At 72.4% G+C, this 19243-nt stretch carries 15 protein-coding genes; 3 read left to right on the forward strand and 12 right to left on the reverse strand.

Annotated elements, in window-relative coordinates; translation table 11 throughout:
- Nucleotides 1-15: 15 nt before the first annotated feature.
- Both NQO67_RS17475 and NQO67_RS17480 read right to left on the reverse strand, forming a co-directional pair.
- Complete coding sequence (locus NQO67_RS17475) at nucleotides 16-1527, reverse strand: FAD-dependent oxidoreductase (protein ID WP_255950930.1); 1512 nt, start codon at nucleotides 1525-1527, stop codon at nucleotides 16-18.
- A 204-nt stretch (nucleotides 1528-1731) separates the two neighbouring features.
- Nucleotides 1732-2385, reverse strand: a complete 654-nt coding sequence (locus NQO67_RS17480; protein WP_255950933.1) for a WHG domain-containing protein — start codon at nucleotides 2383-2385, stop codon at nucleotides 1732-1734.
- A 60-nt stretch (nucleotides 2386-2445) separates the two neighbouring features.
- Between NQO67_RS17480 and NQO67_RS17485 the strand changes: the two genes are divergently transcribed.
- Entirely contained in the window at nucleotides 2446-3882 is a 1437-nt protein-coding gene (locus NQO67_RS17485) for a carotenoid oxygenase family protein (RefSeq protein WP_255950934.1), read from the forward strand.
- Between the two features lie 173 nt (nucleotides 3883-4055).
- Here NQO67_RS17485 and NQO67_RS17490 read toward each other — a convergent pair whose 3' ends face one another.
- Nucleotides 4056-4955: a TIGR01777 family oxidoreductase gene (locus NQO67_RS17490; RefSeq protein WP_255950935.1), complete on the reverse strand. Its 900-nt coding sequence runs from the start codon at nucleotides 4953-4955 to the stop codon at nucleotides 4056-4058.
- Between the two features lie 201 nt (nucleotides 4956-5156).
- Between NQO67_RS17490 and NQO67_RS17495 the strand changes: the two genes are divergently transcribed.
- Complete coding sequence (locus NQO67_RS17495) at nucleotides 5157-5654, forward strand: GNAT family N-acetyltransferase (protein WP_255950936.1); 498 nt, start codon at nucleotides 5157-5159, stop codon at nucleotides 5652-5654.
- 275 nt (nucleotides 5655-5929) lie between these two features.
- Here NQO67_RS17495 and NQO67_RS17500 read toward each other — a convergent pair whose 3' ends face one another.
- The 3 genes from NQO67_RS17500 to NQO67_RS17510 form a co-directional block, all read right to left on the reverse strand.
- Nucleotides 5930-6445, reverse strand: coding sequence for a DUF4240 domain-containing protein (locus tag NQO67_RS17500; RefSeq protein ID WP_255951027.1), 516 nt, complete (start codon nucleotides 6443-6445; stop codon nucleotides 5930-5932).
- Nucleotides 6446-6569: 124 nt separating this feature from the next.
- Nucleotides 6570-6839 (reverse strand): type II toxin-antitoxin system RelE family toxin, encoded by a 270-nt coding sequence (locus tag NQO67_RS17505; RefSeq protein WP_255950937.1) that lies wholly within the window; start codon nucleotides 6837-6839, stop codon nucleotides 6570-6572.
- Nucleotides 6836-7108, reverse strand: a complete 273-nt coding sequence (locus NQO67_RS17510) for a type II toxin-antitoxin system Phd/YefM family antitoxin (RefSeq protein WP_255950938.1) — start codon at nucleotides 7106-7108, stop codon at nucleotides 6836-6838. The genes NQO67_RS17505 and NQO67_RS17510 overlap by 4 nt, the downstream gene beginning before the upstream one ends.
- Nucleotides 7109-7215: 107 nt before the next feature.
- Between NQO67_RS17510 and NQO67_RS17515 the strand changes: the two genes are divergently transcribed.
- Complete coding sequence (locus tag NQO67_RS17515) at nucleotides 7216-8196, forward strand: SDR family oxidoreductase (protein ID WP_255950939.1); 981 nt, start codon at nucleotides 7216-7218, stop codon at nucleotides 8194-8196.
- Between the two features lie 51 nt (nucleotides 8197-8247).
- Here the strand turns inward: NQO67_RS17515 and NQO67_RS17520 are convergent, their stop codons facing one another.
- From NQO67_RS17520 to NQO67_RS17545, 6 genes are all read right to left on the reverse strand, one after another.
- Nucleotides 8248-9255 (reverse strand): helix-turn-helix transcriptional regulator, encoded by a 1008-nt coding sequence (locus NQO67_RS17520; protein ID WP_255950940.1) that lies wholly within the window; start codon nucleotides 9253-9255, stop codon nucleotides 8248-8250.
- A gap of 147 nt (nucleotides 9256-9402) precedes the next feature.
- Nucleotides 9403-12111, reverse strand: a complete 2709-nt coding sequence (gene aceE, locus NQO67_RS17525; protein ID WP_255950941.1) for a pyruvate dehydrogenase (acetyl-transferring), homodimeric type — start codon at nucleotides 12109-12111, stop codon at nucleotides 9403-9405.
- A gap of 301 nt (nucleotides 12112-12412) precedes the next feature.
- Nucleotides 12413-13036 carry a GntR family transcriptional regulator gene (locus tag NQO67_RS17530; protein ID WP_255950942.1) on the reverse strand — a complete coding sequence of 208 codons (624 nt, stop codon included), beginning with the start codon at nucleotides 13034-13036 and terminating at the stop codon, nucleotides 12413-12415.
- Between the two features lie 149 nt (nucleotides 13037-13185).
- On the reverse strand, nucleotides 13186-14964 hold the full coding sequence (sucB, locus tag NQO67_RS17535) for a 2-oxoglutarate dehydrogenase, E2 component, dihydrolipoamide succinyltransferase (RefSeq protein ID WP_255950943.1): 1779 nt from the start codon (nucleotides 14962-14964) through the stop codon (nucleotides 13186-13188).
- A 290-nt stretch (nucleotides 14965-15254) separates the two neighbouring features.
- Nucleotides 15255-16643: a dihydrolipoyl dehydrogenase gene (gene lpdA, locus NQO67_RS17540; protein WP_255950944.1), complete on the reverse strand. Its 1389-nt coding sequence runs from the start codon at nucleotides 16641-16643 to the stop codon at nucleotides 15255-15257.
- Between the two features lie 696 nt (nucleotides 16644-17339).
- On the reverse strand, nucleotides 17340-18905 hold the full coding sequence (locus NQO67_RS17545; protein ID WP_255950945.1) for a leucyl aminopeptidase: 1566 nt from the start codon (nucleotides 18903-18905) through the stop codon (nucleotides 17340-17342).
- Between the last annotated feature and the right edge of the window lie 338 nt (nucleotides 18906-19243).

Below are 19243 nucleotides of genomic sequence, written 5' to 3' on the forward strand. Positions count from 1 at the left end.
ATCGGCGTTCACGGCTCACGCGACGGCGCGCAGCGGTACCGGTTCGGCGTGCGGCGGCTCCGGTTCACGTGCGGGAGCCGCCGCGAAGTCGGCGAGCAGGGCCTGGGCGGCGCGCCGCCCGGAATGCAGGGCCCCCTGCACCGTGCTGGTGTCCCGGTGCTCCCCGCACACATACAGGCCCGACAGCACCCGCACGGGCCGCAAGCGGTCGTGCGGCGGCGGCATCGCGGGCACCGCCTCGGGATCGTGGTGCACGGCGAGCAGTTCCCAGCCCGTCGTCGACGTGCCGTAGAGCTCGGCCAACTGGGCGCGTACCGCCCGGTCGAGGTCGGCGGTGGGCGCACCGAGCACCGTGGACGACACGAGCACCCGGCCAGGGGGGACACGGGACGGGTCGATCTCGCTGGCCACCGCGGTGTGTGCGACCGGACCCGCGCGATCCGCGTCGACGAGGAGAGCGCCACCCGCGAACGGCGGCTCGTCCGCGGCATGGTGCACGACCGTCACCGGGTGGGACGGCGGCACCCTGAGACCGGGCAGCAGGGCGGCGGCCGAACCGGGGCCGGTGGCGAGCAGCACCGCGTCGCACCGGATCTCGCCGTGTTCCTCGGTGGTCACGGACGTGGTGGACACCCCGGTCACGCGTACCCCGGTGTGTACGGTGCCGGGCGGCAGCGCGGACACCAGCCGGCCGGGCAGCGTGTGCGCACCGCCCTCCGGCAGGCACAGCCTGCCACGGGCGAAGGCGGCCAGCGCCAGGTCCGCGTACCGGCTGGACGTGGTCAGGTCCGGGTCGCACAGCAATGCGCTGAGCAACGGGCGCAGCAGACCGCTGGCGGCCCCCGTGGACAGGCCCCGTGCGATGAGCGCCTCGGCGGTGGGCTGCTCGGGCCGGGCCAGCAACCGCTTCTCGTCGACCGCGGCCAGCCGGGCGAGCACCGCGCCGAGCCGGGCCCGCTCCATCGGGCGGCCGAACGACGTGGGCCGATACGGTCGGGCACCCATCACCAGGGCGCGCGCCGCGCCCCGTGCGCCCGTCATGCCTCCTCTGGAGGCGCCCGACACTCCTCTGAGGCCGGGGGTGTTCTCCCACCGCCCGGAACGGGCTCCCCCACTGCCTTGAAGGGCGTGGGAGGTACCTCCAGAGGTGTCCCCGCCCTCGCCGTTCAGGCGGTGGGGGAGTGCACGTCCCCGTCCGGCGCGGCGGCCCTCGGCGCGGGCCGGTTCGCCCACGTGATGCAGCCGGTCACCGCTGCGCACCACGGCGCCCGATGCGAACGGCCGGAGCACCAGCTCGTCGAGCCCCGGCACATGCCGTAGCTCCTGGTAGGTGGCGAGCAGCAGCCGGCCGGTGCGGTCCAGCCGGAAACCGTCGAGCTGCTCGGTCGTCATATGGCCGCCGGGTTCCGCACGGGAATCCAGGACCACGGTGTGCACCCCCGCCCCGGTCAGTTGCTGGGCGGCCGAGAGCCCGGCGACCGAGGCTCCCACGACTACGACGTCCACACGGTGCGCAGGCTCAAGCACGTGCCCTCCCCGAGGTTGCGCGGCTGCTGGAGGGCTGATGCCCCGACAGCCGTCGGGCGTACCCGCGTTTTGGTCGAGAGTAGGCATGAAGGGGGCGGATGACAGTCGCGCATTGACCGGGCACGGGCGCACAGAGGTCGCATACCGTCGAATACGGTCATGTCGCATGTCGGTTCGGGCTGTGTCGCACGTCGCCCGGCCGCGTCAGCGTGCCGCCCTGAGTCGCGCGGCGGAGCGCTCGACGGCTTCGGCCGTGTCGCCGAGGCCGACGAGCAGTGTGGTGGCGAGTGGTAGCAGCGCCTGCTCGATGCCCGGGGCGCCGTCGAAGAAGCCGGCGATCTCCAGCAGCACGTAGCCGTGCGTCGCGCTCCAGAACTGCATCGCGATCAGGCCGGGGTCGGCCGGTCGGATCCGGCCCGCTGCGATGACCCGTCGGACGGCGTCCACCAGCTGGGCGAACGCGGGTTGCCCCTTGGTCAGGTCGCTCGACAACGTGACGACGTCCAGCTGCTCGCCCCGGTATCGCACGGCGTCCGGCGTCGTCACGCCGAACATCAGCCGGTAGAGCGAGGGGTTGTCGAGCGCGTGGTCGCGGTAGGCCAGTCCGAGCGCGAGCAGGTCGGCGACCGTGTCATCGGTGCGCGGCACCTGCCCGAGCCGCCGGCTGAGCCGGACGAACCCCTCCTGCGCGAGTTCGCGGACAAGCTCCCGCATCCCGCCGAAGTGTGTGTAGACGGCCATCGTCGACGTACCCGACTCGGCCGCGAGTCGCCGGGCCTGGAGTGCCCCCGGCCCGCCCTCGGCCAGCAGATGCAGGGCGGCCTCCAGCAGGCGGCCGCGGGTGGTTTCCGCGCTCACCCTTGCCAGTCTGCCATAACGTTGTTATACCCGACCATAACAACGTTATGGAGGTCTCCGATGCTGTTTCTGGAGGGCAACTACGCGCCGGTCGACCAGGAGCACACCGCCGTCGACCTACCGGTGACCGGCACCATCCCGGAGCATCTGGACGGCCGCTATCTGCGCAACGGGCCGAACCCGGCGTGCGAGGTCGACCCGGACACGTATCACTGGTTCACGGGCGACGGCATGGTGCACGGCATACGCATCCGGGACGGCCGGGCCGAGTGGTACCGGAACCGCTGGGTACGTTCCCCCGGTCTCGACCGTGCGCTCGACGCCTCCGGAGGGCGTCGTCTCACCGGCCCGTCCCACCACGAACTCGGCCCGAACACGAACGTCGTCGGTCATGCCGGCCGCACGCTGGCGCTGGTCGAGTCGGGGCTGTTGGGCTACGAGCTCACCGAAGAGTTGGACACCGTCGGGCCGTGCGACTTCGACGGCACGTTGCGCGGCGGCTACACCGCCCACCCCAAGCGCGATCCGCGGACCGGCGAGCTGCACGCGGTGTCGTACTTCTTCGGCTGGGGGAACCGGGTGCGCTACTCGGTGACCGACCCGGCCGGACGCGTCCGCCGCACGGTCGACGTGCGGGTCGGCGGCAGCCCGATGATGCATGACTTCTCGCTCACCGAGTCCCATGTCGTCTTCTACGACCTGCCGGTGACGTTCGCCCCGCGCCGGGCGGCCGAGGCCACGGTGCCGCGGTTCCTGCGCGGCCCCGCGCGGATGGTGCTGTCGGCGCTCATCGGCCGGGTGCGGGTGCCGGACCCGATCAGCGCGAGGGCCGTCCGCAAGACCGGCGCGAACGGCGTGCTCCCGTATGCCTGGAACCCGGCGTACCCGGCACGGGTCGGCATCATGCCGCGCACGGGCGGCGCCGACGACGTGCGCTGGTTCGACGTGCGACCCTGCTACGTGTTCCACCCGCTGAACGCCTACGACGACGGCGACACGATCGTGCTGGAGCTGGTCCGGCACGAGAAGATGTTCGACCGGGAGCAGCACGGACCCGGCGAGGAGGGCGCTCCGACCCTGGCCCGCTGGACGATAGACCCGGGCGCGGGCCGGGTACGCGAGGAAACGGTCGACGACCGGCCGCAGGAGTACCCCCGCATCGACGAGCGCCTCGTCGGCCACCGGCACCGCTACGGATACTCCCTCGTCCTGAACGGCAGCGGCCCGAGCGACACCCTCCTCAAGCACGACATCGTTCGGGGTGCGACCGCGGCCCGGTCCTTCGGCGCGGGTCGCGAGGCCGGTGAGTTCGTCTTCGAGCCGAACTCGTCCGGCGCCGCCGAGGACGACGGCGTGCTCATGGGCCTGGTGTACGACCGTGAGAAGGACCGGAGCGACCTGGAACTCCTCGACGCCGGCACTCTGGAGACGATCGCCAGCATCCACCTGCCCAGCCGCGTACCGCACGGGTTCCACGGCAACTGGCTGCCTGCGTGACGCCTGGGGGAGCACCGGCGGGACCGGCGTCGTTCACGAGCAGCCGCGCCGACGGCACCACGGGCGGGACCCGTGTCGAGGTCGCGAGTGCGCGCGGCACCGTCCGTGCCCGCGGTGCGAGGAACGGCGACACGGCGCCCGGCTCGCGTGCCGCCCGGACGGCGGCCCGGGTATCAGGCGAGGGCCGCGCGCAGCATCTCCTCGATGGTGCCGGACGTGAACGTGAAGCCGGACGCCAGCAGCCGGGCCGGCAGGACGCGTTGGCTGGTGAGCGTGTCGTTCGCCAGCTCGCCCAGGGCCAGCCGCAGGACCGGGGCCGGTACCGCGAACGGCGTCGGGCGGTGCAGTACGCGGCCCATCGCGGCGGTCAGCTCGCGATTGGTGCAGGGCTCGGGGCCGGTGAGGTTGACCGGGCCCGACAGGCTCTCGTCGGCGAGGAGCCGGCGCAGCGCGGCCACCTCGTCCCCGAGCGCGATACAGCTCCAGTACTGCCGGCCGTCACCCAGCCGGCCGCCGAGGCCCGCCTTGAAGAGCGGGAAGAGCCGCTGCCAGGCCCCGCCCTCACGCGCCACGACCATCCCGGTCCGGGCGAACACGGTGCGCACGCCGGCGTCCTGGGCGGGCGCGGCGGCACCCTCCCACTCCTGGCACAGGGACGGCAGGAACCCCTCGCCGGCCGGGGCGCTCTCGTCGACGGCCCGCTCTCCGGTGTCCCCGTAGAAGCCGACCGCACTGCCGTTCACGAACACCCGCGGGGGCGTCCCGAGGGTCGCGAGCGCCCCGGCGAGCGTGGCGGTGCCCTGCACCCGGCTGTCGCGCACCGCCTTCTTGTGGGCTTCGTTCCAACGGCGTGCAGCGATGTTGACGCCCGCCAGGTTCACGACCGCGTCGCAGCCCGTGAGGCCCGCCGCGTCGACGTACCGCCGTGCGGGGTCCCAGCGCACCTCGTCGGGCTCGCGGGGCGGCCTGCGGACCAGCCGGACCACGTCGTGCCCGTCGGCGGTGAGCGAGCGGACCAGCGCGGAGCCGATCAGACCGGAAGCGCCGGCCACGGCGATACGAGTGGGGTGCATGCCCCCATCCTGCCGCCGGAGGCGGGGCGCGACGCCCTTCCACCGCCGGTGTCACCCGGAAAGGACGCGGTTTCCCGCACCGCCCACGGGAGCCGGGCGCGTGTGGGCCGGGCCGCACCCCGTGCCGGAGGTGGTCGAACACGCAGGCGTACAGGGGTACCTGGGGGAAGAGGCTGCTCCGCGCACCCGTACAGTGACCTCATGGCGCAGACCTCAGACCTCTTCGTACGAGTCGCCCGGCTCGATGACGAGGACGCGCTCGGCCGTATCGACCGGGACAGCTGGTCCACGTTGCACGCCGTCAAGCCTCCGCAGGAGCCTCCCTACGGGCCCTTCTTCCACGAGACGTGCCTGCCCGAGGACTTCCTCGTCGCCGAACTCGACGGCCGGGTTTCCGGATACATCCGGCTCGGCTTCGCCACACCGCTGGCGTCCAACGCGCACGTCCGGCAGATCCAGGGGCTGCTGGTCGCGGAGGAGGCGCGCGGTCGGGGAGTCGCCAGGGCGTTGCTGTCGGCGGTGATGGACGCGGCGCGCCGCCAGGGCGCACGCCGCATCACCCTGCGGGTGCTCGGCCACAATGCGCCGGCGCGCAAGCTGTACGAGTCGATGGGGTTCGCCGTCGAGGGCATCCAGCCGGGGGAGTTCTACCTGGCCGGCGAGTACGTCGACGATGTGATGATGGGACGCAGCCTGTGACGGCCGGCTAGGCCCTGTCGTCAAACTCCCGTCTGCCTGGCGACGCCATGCACGCACTCTCGCCGCACCGGGCGCAAGCCCACGTACTCCCCCACTGCCTGAACGGCGTGGGAGGTGCCCCCATGCGTACGCGGACTCGCGCCCGGCACTCCCCCAAGCTCTTCGAGCAGGGGGGACCCCCAGAGCACGCACTGGGGGTACCGCCCACGCCCTTCAGGCAGTGGGGGAGCCGCCGGACCGCCCTTCGGGCAACGACGGGAGTTTGACGACAGGACCTAGCCGAACCGTTCCCAGAGCCGCGGGTAGCCGCGGGCCAGCGAGTCCGCGTTCTCGAAGTCGACCGGGACGCCCTCCGGCTCCGGCGCCGCCGGCGGCAGGCCCAGGTCGGGGATGACGGTGCCGGTGAGCTGCTCGTAGGCCTCGTCCGCCGCGTAGCCCAGGTCCTCCCCGTCGCCGTCGATCTCCTCGTCGAAGTCGTCCAGCAGGTCGGCGAGCGAGTCCGGGTCGTGCACGGCGCCCTCGAAGATCTCCCGGCCCTGCCCGATCAGCCAGCAGCGGAACGAGTCGAACACGTCGTCGCTCGCGCCGTCCAGCAGCACCCAGGCGGCACCCCACAGGTCCCAGCGGTAGGCGCGGTTGTAGCGGGCCTCGAAGTGCCGGGCGAAGTCCAGGACCGAGTCGGGGTCCAGCTGCGCCAGCCGGTCCACCAGCAGCTCGGCGTGGTCCTCGGGATCGCCGTCGGCCGCCTCGCGGGTGCCGTCCACGATCTCCCAGAACTCCGTCTCGTCCATCACCCGTCCAGCATGATCCGGCGAAGGGGCCGGTGCACGCCCAATGCCCCCGATGTACGCCTCTTTCGTTACACGGAAGCGTCCGCTCAGGCAGTCGCGGGGCGGGGCGGCGCCGGCTGGGGCGCTACAGGTTGCGGTAGACGTCCCGCCGGTCGCCCACCTTGACCACGAGGATGAGGAGTTCTCCGCCGTTGATCTGGTAAGCGACCCGGTGGTTGCCGACCCGTAGCCGGTAGAGCCCCGACGGGCCGCTGAGCTTCTTGACGTCGGCGTCCTCGCGGTACGGATCGTCACCGAGCGCGGTCAGCGCCGTCAGGATGCGCATCGCGTCGGGTTGGCCGAGGGCCCGCAGCTGCCGCTGCGCCGCCGCGGTGAACCGGAACGCGTACTTCACGCCGCGTCTTCACCACGTTCGGCGAACAGGTCCGCCAGCATTTCGGCCATCGTCACGGTCGGACCGCCCTCGGCCAGGACCGCTTCCGCCTCCCGGGCCAGCATGATGTCGGCCGCTTCCTCCAGCGCTTCGAGGTCCGCGATCGGCACCACAGCGGCCACCGGACTGCCGTTGCGCGTGATGACCGTAGGAACGCCTTCCTCGGCGCGGTTGATGTGCTCGGCCAGATGCGCGCGGGCTTCCCGCACGGTCACGGTGTTGTCGGTCATGGAGCCAGTGTACGCGATTTGGTGTACACGCGTCCCGGAACATCACGCTCTGGGAAGCACCGGAAAGGGCGACAGAGGATGTCGGCATTGGCTGCCAGGCTCCCGCCATGGAGAACTCACAGCCGCTTGCCGGCCGGGTCGCCCTGGTCGCGGGCGCCACGCGGGGCGCGGGCCGCGCCATGGCCGTCGAACTGGGCCGGGCCGGCGCCACCGTCTACGTGACCGGCCGCACCACACGGCAGCACGCCAGCGAGGTGGGCAGGACCACCGAGACCATCGAGGAGACCGCGGAACTCGTCACCGCAGCCGCCGAGGCCGCCGTCGCCGAAGCCGGCACCGGCACCAGGGCCGCCGGGGCCGCCGCGCCGGTCGGCCGGGGGATCGCCGTCCCCACCGATCACCTTCAGCCTGACCAGGTGCAGGCCGTCGTCGACCGTATCGAACGCGCGCAGGGCCGCCTGGACATCCTGGTCAACGACCTGTGGGGCGGCGAACACCTCATCGAGTTCGACACCAAGCTGTGGGAGACGGACCTCGACAAGGGCCTGCGGGTGCTCGAACTCGGCGTGCGCGCCCATGTCATCACCAGCCGGCTCGCGCTGCCGCTGCTGGTACGGCGGCCTGGTGGGCTGGTCGTCGAGATGACCGACGGCACCGCCGAGAGCAACCGCGGCTACCGGGTGAACCTCTTCTACGACCTCGCCAAGTGCGCACCCATCCGGATGGCCCTGGCCCTGGGCGAGGAGCTGAAGGACGTGGGCGGCACGGCGGTCTCGCTCACCCCCGGGTTCCTGCGCTCCGAGCAGATGCTCGACCACTTCGGGGTCAGGGAGGAGAACTGGAGGGACGCCATCGCCCGGGAGCCGCACTTCGCGATCTCCGAGTCACCCGTCTTCGTCGGCCGCGCGGTGGCCGCCCTCGCCGCCGACCCGGACCGGGCGCGCTTCAACGGCGGCTCGCTCTCCAGCGGCGACCTTGCTAAGGAGTACGGCTTCACGGACGTGGACGGCTCACGCCCCGACGCATGGGCGTACATCTCCGAGGTCGCCCTGGGCGGCGCGGAGCGCTCAGCGGAGGAGTACCGGTAGGCACACGGGCGCCCGGCGTGCGCGGGGGCAGGGAACTCGGGCCGGCCGGGCTCACCGGTAGCGCCCGGCCATCCGCTCCGCCGCCCGCGTGAACCGTTCCCGCAGCACGGCCGGGCGCACCACCTCCGCCTCAGGCCCCAGCGCCAGAAACTGGCTGTAGGCGACGTCCTCGGACTCCACCGGCACGGTCACCGTCACCCAGCCGTCCGCGTCGGGGTCACCGGCCGCCGCGAGGGCCTCCTGGGCGGCCACCGGATCGACGGCGTGCGGCAGCTGCCGTGCGCCGTCGGCGGAGAGCCGTACGACCACCGTGGACCGCAGGATCGCCCGCGCGAACGCCGCCGCCTGCTCCGCCCAGAACCCGGGCAGGTCGAACGTCTCGTCCCGCGCGAAATGCTCCTCGGCGGCGGTGACGGCGGTGAAGCGGTCGACCCGGTACACGCGGAACGCGCCGCCGCCGGGGCCCTCGCCGGGCCCCGGGACGACGCGGGCGGACACGTACCAGACGCCCGCCTTGAGGACCAGCCCGTGCGGCTCCAGGTCGCGGGCCACCTCGCGGTCGCCGCCGGCGTCGGCACGGCGGCGGTAGCGGACGGTGACCCGGCGGTCGTCCCAGACGGCCTCCGCCACCGCGGGCAGCAGCGGCGGGGTCTGCGGCTGCCGGAACCAGCCCGGGGCGTCCAGGTGGAAGCGCTGGGCGGCGGTGCGGGGGGCGTCCTGCAACGAGGGCAGCAGCGCGGCGGACACCTTGAGGTGGGCCGCCGAAGCGGCGTCCGCCAGGCCCATGTCACGCAGCGCGGACGGCACACCCGAAAGGAACAGGGCCTCCGCCTCACCGCGAGCCAACCCGGTGAGCCGGGTGCGGTAGCCGTCGACCAGACGGTAGCCGCCGATGCGGCCCCGGTCCGCGTAGACGGGGATGCCCGCCTCGGACAGCGCCTGCGCGTCGCGGGTGACGGTGCGCTCGCTCACGCCCAGTTCCTCGGCCAGCTCGGCGGCGGTCATGGTGCGCCGGGACTGCAACAGCAGCACCATCTTGATCAGGCGGGTAGCGCGCATGGGGTCATTCTCCGGGGCGGGCGACCCCGTGGCCCGCGCGCACCCGTGATCCGCCCACCCGCCTCGCAGGAGACGGGTGGGTGGGGGAGAGAGGCCGGGGTCACGGGCCCGTCAAGGCACCGTGAGGTCCGGGCCCCGCACGTGACCTCAGGCGCCGTAGCGTCCCCTGGCCTCCTTGACGGACGCCGCAGGCACCTCGCCGCGCCGCGCCAGCTGGGCCAGCGCCGCGACGACCACCGACGGGGCGTCGACGCCGAAGTGCCGGCGCGCCGCTTCCCGGGTGTCGGAGATGCCGAAACCGTCCGCGCCGAGCGAGGTGTAGTCCTGCTCGATCCACTGGGCGATCTGGTCCGGCACCTGCCGCATGTAGTCGCTGACGGCCAGCACCGGCGTGTCGATCCCGGCCAGCGCCTGCCGCAGGTAGGGCACCTGCTCCTCGCCGCGCAGCACCGCCGCGTCCGCCGCCATGGCGTCCCGGCGCAGCTCGCCCCACGAGGTGGCCGACCACACGTCGGCGGCCACGCCCCACTCCTCGGCGAGCAGCTTCTGCGCCTCGAGCACCCAGTGGATCGCGGTGCCGGAGCCGAGCAGCTGGATGCGCGGTGCGTTCGCGGGGACGGTGAGGCCGGCGGACTCGGCCGTGTTGAAGCGGTACAGGCCCTTGACGATGCCCTCGTCGACCCCGTCGCCGGCGGGTTTCGCCGGCTGCGGCATCGGCTCGTTGTAGACGGTGAGGTAGTAGAAGACGTTGCGGTCGTCCTCGGTCTCACCCGGGGCCGGCTCGCCGTACATCCGGCGCAGGCCCTCCTTGACGATCGCCGCGACCTCGTAGGCGAACGCCGGGTCGTAGCTGAGCGCCGCCGGGTTCGCCGCGGCGAGCAGCGGCGACTGGCCGTCCGCGTGCTGGAGGCCCTCACCGGTGAGCGTGGTGCGGCCCGCGGTGGCGCCGACCAGGAAGCCCCGGCCGAGCTGGTCGCCGAGCTGCCACATCTGGTCGCCGGTGCGCTGCCAGCCGAACATCGAGTAGAAGATGTAGAACGGGATCATCGCCTCGGAGTGCGTGGCGTACGAGGTCGCCGCGGCGATGAAGTCGGCCATCGAACCGGCCTCGGTGATCCCCTCGTTGAGGATCTGGCCGGTCTCCGCCTCGCGGTAGTACATCAGCTGGTCGCGGTCGACCGGCTCGTACGTCTGGCCCTTGGGGGAGTAGATGCCGAGCGACGGGAACAGCGACTCCATGCCGAAGGTGCGGGCCTCGTCGGGCACGATCGGAACCCAGCGCTTGCCGGTCTCCTTGTCCCTGATCAGGTCCTTCACCAGGCGGACGAAGGCCATCGTGGTGGCCACCGACTGCTTGCCGGAACCCTTGTCGAAGGCGGCGAACGCCTTGTCGGCGGGGGCCGGCAGCGGGGCGACCGGATGCAGCCGGCGGGCCGGCGCGGGGCCGCCGAGCGCGGCGCGCCGCTCGTGCAGGTACCGCACCTCGGGGGAGTCTGCGCCGGGGTGCGCGTAGGGCACCTGGCCGTCGACGAACGCGCTGTCCGGGACCGGCAGGCCGACCACGTCGCGCATCGTCTTGAACTCGTCCACCGTCAGCTTCTTCATCTGGTGGTTGGCGTTCTTCGACGCGAAGCCCGCACCGAGGGTGTGGCCCTTGACGGTCTGCGCGAGGATCACGGTCGGCGTGCCCTTGTGCGCCAGCGCCGCCTGGTACGCCGCGTGCACCTTGCGGGGCTCGTGGCCGCCGCGTGAGACGTGGAAGCACTCGATGATCTTGTCGTCGCTGAACTGCTGCGCCAGCGCCGCGAGCGCGGGGTCCGCGCCGAAGAAGTGCTCACGGATGTAGGCCGCGTCCCGGGTCTGGTACGTCTGGATCTGGGCGTCGGGTACCTCGCGCAGCCGGCGTACCAGTGCGCCCGTGGCGTCGAGGTGCAGCAGCTCGTCCCAGGAAGAGCCCCACAGGGACTTGATCACGTTCCAGCCGGCGCCGCGGAACTGCGCCTCGAGCTCCTGAACGATCTTGAAGTTGGCGCGTACCGGGCCGTCGAGGCGCTGGAGGTTGCAGTTGATGACGAAGGTCAGGTTGTCCAGGCCCTCGCGGGCGGCGAGCGCCAGTGCCGCCGTGGACTCCGGCTCGTCCATCTCGCCGTCGCCCAGGAACGCCCAGACGTGCGAGTCGGAGACGTCCTTGATGCCGCGCGCGGTCAGGTAGCGGTTGAAGCGCGCCTGGTAGATCGCGGAGAGCGGGCCGAGGCCCATGGAGACGGTCGGGAACTCCCACAGCCACGGCGTGCGGCGCGGGTGCGGATACGACGGGACGCCCTTGCCGCCGGCCTCGCGGCGGAAGTGGTCCAGGTTCTCCTCGGTCAGCCGGCCGTCGAGGAAGGCGCGGGCGTAGATGCCGGGGGAGGCGTGGCCCTGCACGTAGAGCTGGTCGCCGCTGCCACCCTCCTTGCCGCGGAAGAAGTGGTTGAAGCCGGTCTCGTAGAGCCAGGCGGCGGAGGCGAAGGTGGCGATGTGACCGCCGACGCCGTACTTCGAGCCGCGGGTGACCATCGCGGCCGCGTTCCAGCGGTTGTACGCGGTGATCCTGGCTTCCATCTCCTCGTCGCCGTCCACGGTGGGCTCGGCGGCGGTGGGGATGGTGTTGACGTAGTCGGTCTCCAGGAGCTTCGGTAGCGCGAGACCGGCACCCTCGGCGCGCTCCAGCGTGCGGCGCATCAGGTACGCGGCGCGGTGCGGCCCGGCCGCCTTGGTGACGGCGTCCAGGGACGCCTGCCATTCGGCGGTCTCTTCGGGGTCGCGGTCCGGGAGCTGATCGAGCGCGCTCGGCTGGAGGGTGGTCGGGTCGGTCATGTCGCCGCCTTCCGGGTCGAAGGGGTCCCCCACTGCCTTCAGGGCGTGGGTGGTGCCCCCACCTCGTCGGTGGGGTACGGGTTGCCCTTGGTCTGTGGCAGGACAGGGCGTGGGACTTCGGTGGAAGCCCGCGAGAACTCTAAGACTACGATCGATGATCGATCAAAGTTTGAGGGGCAAAACTTCCTGGAACGGGAAAAGTCGGCACAGCGTGCCGAGATAAGTGCACCCGGTGCCGCGCTGACCGATACCCCTGGGAAGGGGTGCGACCCGAGGAAGGCGTGGGGCTCAGGGGGCCGACTCAGGCACGCGGAGCGCAGCCTAGTACGTGCACCTTGACGATCTCCCCGATCCGGGGGTCGCGCCGCCTGAACGCCGCCATCAGCTCCTCGTGCTCCTCCGCGTACGACTGCTGCACGGTGCCGAGCCAGCGGATCGACAGGGCGGTGAAGACCTCGATGCCCAGGCCCTCCCAGGTGTGCAGCAGGACGCTGTTGCCCGCGGCGCGCACCAGCTCGCGGTGGAAGGCGACGGTGTGGCGTACCTGCGCGGTGCCGTCGGACACCAGGTCGGCCTCGTAGAGGGCGGCCACATGGGGTTCCAGCGCGCCGCAGTCGGCCGCCAGCTTCTCGCAGGCCAGCTCCGCCGCGATCTGCTCCAGACCGGCCCGGACCGGATAGCTCTCCTCCAGGTCGGCCGCGGTGAGGTTGCGTACCCGTACGCCCTTGTTCGGCGAGGACTCGATGAGCCGCAGCGACTCCAGCTCGCGCAGCGCCTCGCGTACCGGCGTCTGGCTGACCGCGAGCTCGGTGGCGATCCGGCGCTCCACGATCCGCTCGCCGGGCTGCCAGCGGCCGCTGACGATCCCTTCCACGATGTGCTCGCGGATCTGCTCGCGCAGCGAGTGGACTACCGGCGCGGTCATCTGAGCTCCTTCCGGCGGGCGGCGCCCTTGGGTTACCGGGAGAACCCAGGGCGTTACCCCTAGACAATACGGCGGCGCCCCCGCTCGGAAGGCTCCGAACGGGGGCGCCAGACGCAGGTGAGACGAGGCTTACACGGCCGCGGGCCGGGTCACAGACCCAGCTCGACCTCGAACTCCCCGGCTTCCAGGATCGCCTTGACGGCCGTCAGGTAGCGGGCGGCGTCCGCGCCGTCCACCAGGCGGTGGTCGTAAGAGAGCACCAGGTACGTCATGTCACGGATGCCGATGACGCTGCCCTCGTCGGTCTCGATGACCGCCGGCCGCTTGACCGTGGCACCGATGCCGAGGATGGCGACCTGGTTCGGCGGCACGATGATCGTGTCGAACAGCGCACCGCGCGAACCGGTGTTGGAGATGGTGAAGGTGGCGCCCGCCAGGTCGTCCGGGGTGATCTTGCTGGCGCGTACCGCGCCGGCCAGCTCCGCGGTCTTCTTGGCGATGCCCGCCAGGTTCAGGTCGCCGGCGTTCTTGATGACGGGCGTCATCAGACCACGCTCGGAGTCCACGGCGATGCCGATGTTCTCCGCGTCGAAGTACGTGATGGTGCCCTCGGACTCGTTGATCCGAGCGTTGACGACCGGGTGGGCCTTCAGCGCCTGGGCGGCGGCCTTCACGTAGAACGGCATCGGGGACAGCTTGACGCCCTCACGGGCGGCGAAGGAGTCCTTGGCGCGGGCCCGCAGCCGCATCAGCTTGGTGACGTCGACCTCGACGACCGAGGACAGCTGGGCCTGCTCGTGCAGCGCCTTCATCATGTTGTCCCCGATGACCTTGCGCATGCGGGTCATCTTCACGGTCTGGCCGCGCAGCGGGGACGGCTCCAGAGACGGCGCCTTCGGCGCCGCGGCAGCGGCCGGAGCCTGCGGCGCCGGTGCCTGCGCGGCGGCCTTGGCGGCCTCGGCGGCGGCGAGGACGTCCTGCTTGCGGATCCGACCGCCGACGCCGGTGCCCTTCACCGTGGACAGGTCCACGCCGTTCTCCTGGGCGAGCTTGCGCACCAGCGGGGTCACATACGCGCCCTCGTCGCCGGAGACGACGGCCGAAGGCGCGGCGGGCGCCGCCGGCTTGGCCGGCGCGGGAGCTGCGGCCGGCTGCGGGGCCGGCGCGGGCTGCGGCGGAGCCGGGGCGGCGGGGGCCTGCGCGGCCGGGGCGGCCGGCTGCGGGGCCGGTGCCGGCGCCTCGGCCGGTGCCTGCGCCGGGGCCGGCTCGGCGGGCGCGGGGGCAGCGGCCGGAGCGGCACCTGCGGCGCCGATCACCGCGAGCCTGGCGCCCACCTCGGCGGTCTCGTCCTCGTTGACGACGATCTCCAGCAGGGTGCCCGACGTCGGTGCGGGGATCTCGGTGTCGACCTTGTCGGTGGAGACCTCGAGCAGCGGCTCATCGGCCTCGACGGAGTCGCCGACCTGCTTCAGCCAGCGGGTGACGGTGCCTTCCGTGACGCTCTCGCCGAGCGCGGGCAGCACCACGTCGGTCCCTTCGGCGGTGCCACCGCCGGCGGTGGCCTCCGCGGTCGGCGCCGGGGCGGGCTCGGCGGCCTCGGCGCTGGGCGCCGGAGCGGCCGGCTCGGGCTCCGGCGCGGGCGCCTCCTGGGCCTCCGCGTCCGGGGCCGCGTCCTCGGCCGGGGCGCCGGAGCCGTCGTCGATCACGGCCAGCTCGGCGCCGACCTCGACGGTCTCGTCCTCGGCCACCTTGATGGCGTAGAGCACACCGGCGGCCGGTGCGGGGATCTCGGTGTCGACCTTGTCGGTGGAGACCTCAAGCAGCGGCTCATCGGCCTCGACACGCTCACCCTCGGCCTTCAGCCAGCGGGTGACGGTGCCCTCGGTGACGCTCTCGCCGAGCGCCGGAAGGGTTACGGAAACCGCCATGGTTTCACTTGCTCCTAACGAAAAGTGCGGAAGTCTGGGGCCGGCGCTCCCCCGCCGCCGCGCGGGCGTGGGCAGGACCGGATGGGGGTACCGCCCACGCCCTCAAGGCAGTGGGGGAGTCTGTCGAGGGCAGTGGGGGAGCACCACCGGCGAAGGACCGGCGATCCGCCCGTCCGGGCGGCCGGCTCCGCCCGTCCGGCGCCGCGGGGCTCGGCCGGCGGGATGCGCCGGCCCCCTGGCCGGATGGGCGGAACGGATGGGACACAGCTGAAGGGGACGGCGCGGATGCGTCAGTCATGGGAGTGCAGCGGCTTGCCCGCAAGGGCCAGGTGCGCCTCGCCCAGGGCCTCGCTCTGCGTCGGGTGGGCGTGGATGAGCTGGGCGACCTCGGCGGGCAGCGCCTCCCAGTTGTAGATCAGCTGGGCCTCGCCGACCTGCTCGCCGATCCGGTCGCCGACCATGTGCACGCCGACCACGGCACCGTCCTTGACCTGGACGAGCTTGATCTCGCCCGCGGTCTTGAGGATCTTGCTGCGGCCGTTGCCCGCCAGGTTGTACTTCAGGGCGACGACCTTGTCCGCACCGTAGATCTCCTTGGCCTTCGCCTCGGTGACGCCGACCGAAGCGACCTCCGGCTGGCAGTACGTCACGCGCGGCACACCGTCGTAGTCGATCGGAACGGTCTTCAGGCCGGCCAGACGCTCCGCGACCAGGATGCCCTCGGCGAAGCCGACGTGCGCGAGCTGGAGCGTGGGCGCCAGGTCGCCGACGGCGGAGACGGTCGGGATGTTGGTCTGCATGTACTCGTCGACGAGGACGAAGCCGCGGTCCATGGCGACGCCGACTTCCTCGTAACCCAGGTTCTGCGAGACGGGCCCGCGGCCGATGGCGACGAGCAGCAGCTCGGCCTCGAAGGTCTTGCCGTCGGCCAGCGTGACCCGCACGCCGTTCTCGGTGTACTCGGCCTTCTCGAAGAAGGTGCCGAGGTTGAACTTGATCCCCCGCTTGCGGAAGGCGCGCTCCAGCAGCTTGGAGCTGTTCTCGTCCTCTGCCGGGACGAGGTGCTTCAGGCCCTCCACGACGGTGACCTCGGTGCCGAACGACTTCCACGCCGAGGCGAACTCCACGCCGATGACGCCGCCGCCCAGGATGATCGCGGACTGCGGGACGCGGTCCAGCGTGAGCGCGTGGTCCGAGGAGATGATCCGCTCGCCGTCGATCGTCAGGCCCGGCAGCGACTTCGGCACGGAACCGGTCGCGAGCAGGATGTGGCGACCCTGGACCCGCTGGCCGTTCACATCGACCGAGGTGGCCGACGAGAGCCGGCCCTCGCCTGCGAAGACGGTCACCTTGCGGGAGGCGACCAGGCCCTGGAGGCCCTTGTACAGGCCGGAGATCACGTCGTCCTTGTACTTGTGGACGCCGGCCATGTCGATGCCGTCGAAGCTGGCCCGGACACCGAACTGCTCGGACTCACGGGCCTGGTCGGCGAGCTCGCCGGCGTGCAGCAGGGCCTTCGTGGGGATGCAGCCGCGGTGCAGGCAGGTGCCGCCGACCTTGTCCTTCTCGATCAGGGCGACGTCCAGACCCAGCTGCGCCCCGCGCAGCGCCGCGGCATACCCGCCGCTGCCACCGCCGAGGATCACTAGGTCGAAAACGGTGCTGGCGTCGTTCGCCACGTCACGTCCTCCATGCATGTGCGCCGAACGACGGGGTCCCGTCCGTGCGGGACGCCCCCGGTCGGCTGGTGTTCGGCCGCTCGTTCTCCGGCCCTGTGGTGGGGGCCCTGTCCTGCCGGGAACCCATCTTCGCACCTCTTGAGGGGCGGCGGGACGCCGGGCCGGTGACTGGGACGGGCCGGAGCCTGCCCCGCAGCCACCACCGTCCTGGCAACGATCGCGCCCGCCGCGCCTCTTCCCCCGTCCGATTCCGCCGTGGGTTTTCGCCGCCGGCCGTCGCGTCACGGAGCCCGGGCATCATCCCGGAGGGGTACGCCTGCGTATCAACGTACGACGTTCGGGTGCGTTTCCCGGCATCGCTCTGAGGGCACCTCCCACGCCTTTGGGGCAGTGGGGGAGCGGTCCCGGTCCGGCGCGCGCGAGGGCCGCGGCGCTTCGAACGGGCCGCTGTCATCCGGATGCGTTCCGTGTCCACCGCCGTCGGGCCCTGCCCGTAGGGGTGCGTGCCCCCGGCCGGCGTGATCCGGTCCGGGGTCGGTGTGTGTCCCGGCGCGGGTGCCGGGGTGCCGGGGTGCCGGGGTGCCGGGGTGCCGGGGTCCGGAGTCCCGGGTGCCCGTGCGGCCCGTGGGTGCGCGCCCGCCCGCGCGCACCGCCACCGGCAGCACCTTCGTGGTGCCGCCCGGACGGGCGTGGCCGTCAGGCCAGCTCGCCCGCGGCGGCCCGCTCGGCGAGCCGGACCAGGGTGCGCACGCCGCTGCCGGTGCCGCCCTTGGGGGTGTAGCCGAACGCGCTGCCCTCGTTGTACGCCGGGCCGGCGATGTCGAGGTGCGCCCAGGTGATGTCCTCGCCGACGAACTCGCGCAGGAAGAGCCCGGCGACCAGGCCGCCGCCCATCCGCTCGCCCATGTTGGCCATGTCGGCGGTCGGCGTGTCCATGCCCTTCAGCAGGTACTCCGGCAGCGGCATCGGCCAGGACGGCTCGCCGGCCTCCTCGGAGATCTCGTGCAGCGTGCTGCGGAAGGCGTCGTCGTTGGCCATGATCCCGAACGTCCGGCTGCCCAGCGCCAGGATCATCGCGCCGGTCAGGGTCGCCACGTCGACGATCGCGTCCGGCTTGTCCTCCGAGGCGCGCGAGATCGCGTCGGCCAGCACCAGACGGCCTTCCGCGTCCGTGTTCAGCACCTCGACCGTGGTGCCGCTGTACATCCGCAGCACGTCCCCCGGGCGCAGTGCGGACCCGGACGGCATGTTCTCGGCCAGCGCCAGCCAGCCGGTGACCTCCACCGCCAGGCCGAGCCGGGCCACGGCGAGCACGGTGGAGAGCACCGCGGCGGCGCCGCCCATGTCGCACTTCATCGTCTCGTTGTGGCCCGGCGGCTTCAGGGAGATACCGCCGGAGTCGTAGGTGATGCCCTTGCCGATGAACGCCAGGGACTGCTTCGCCTTGGGGTGCTTGTAGACGAGCCTGACCAGCCGCGGCGGTGCCGTGGAGCCGGCGCCGACGCCGAGGATGCCGCCGTAGCCGCCCTTCGTGAGCTCCTTCTCGTCGAGCACCTGGACCTTGACGCCGTGTTCCTTGGCCGCGGTGGACGCGAGGTGGGCGAACGTGGCGGGGGTGAGGTCGTTCGGCGGGGTGTTGACCAGGTCGCGGGCGCGGTTGATCTCCTCGCAGACGGCGGCGGCGCGCTCGAGGGCGGCCTTGTGAGCCTTGTCACGGGGCTTGCCGCCGAGCAGCGTCGCCTCGGCGAGCGGGGGCTTGGCGTTCTTGCCGTTCTTGCCGTTCTTGCGGGCGGTCGCGGCGCCACCCGGCCCGGACACCTTGTACGCGTCGAAGACGTAGGCCCCCAGCACGGTGCCCTCGGCGATGGCGGCGAGGGCGTCGGCGCCGTCGACGGGCAGCGCGAACGCGGCCTTCTTCGCGCCCGCCATGGCCCGGGAGGCGCAGCCGGCGGCGCGGCGCAGCGTCTCGGTGCCGAAGCCTTCGTTCGACTCGGGCAGCGCGCCGAGCCCGACCGCCAGCACCACGGGCGTCTTGAAACCGGCGGGGGAGGGCAGCTTGGTCACCTCGCCCTCCGCTCCCACGGCGCCCAGCGTCTCCAGCACGGCGGCGAGCCTGCCGTCGTATGCCTTGTCCACAGCCTCGGCGCCGGGTGCCACAACCAGTCCCTGGGATTTGGACGGTGTGCCCTTTGCGACCCCGACCACGATCGCGTCGGCCCGCAGGCCGGCCGCCGCGGCGGTACTGAGAGTGAGAGCAGTCACGGTGATGGATTCTCGCTTCCGTTGAGTTCCTTGGCTGGGGCACCTTCCGGGCCGCAGGGCACCGGCCCCGCGGTCGTCGGGCCCTTCAAGGAGCCTACGCTCCGTAACGCCGCCCCCCGACCGGAGGTCACCCCAGGACCACCGCGAAACCGGTCGGCGGTATCCCGTCCGCGCTGCCCGTCCCGGGGCGTTCGAGCCTGTTCGCACGGGGCGCACGGCGTCCGCACAGCGCCCTCGTCGGGGGCTCCCGTCACCGTACGAACGTCCTGGCGATCACCGGTGAGGATGAGGTGACGGTCCGTCAGTGCGTCCGGCGTGACGGTCGCCGGTCGCTTCTT

This window comes from Streptomyces odontomachi (assembly GCF_024435355.1).
Lineage (GTDB): Bacteria > Actinomycetota > Actinomycetes > Streptomycetales > Streptomycetaceae > Streptomyces > Streptomyces odontomachi.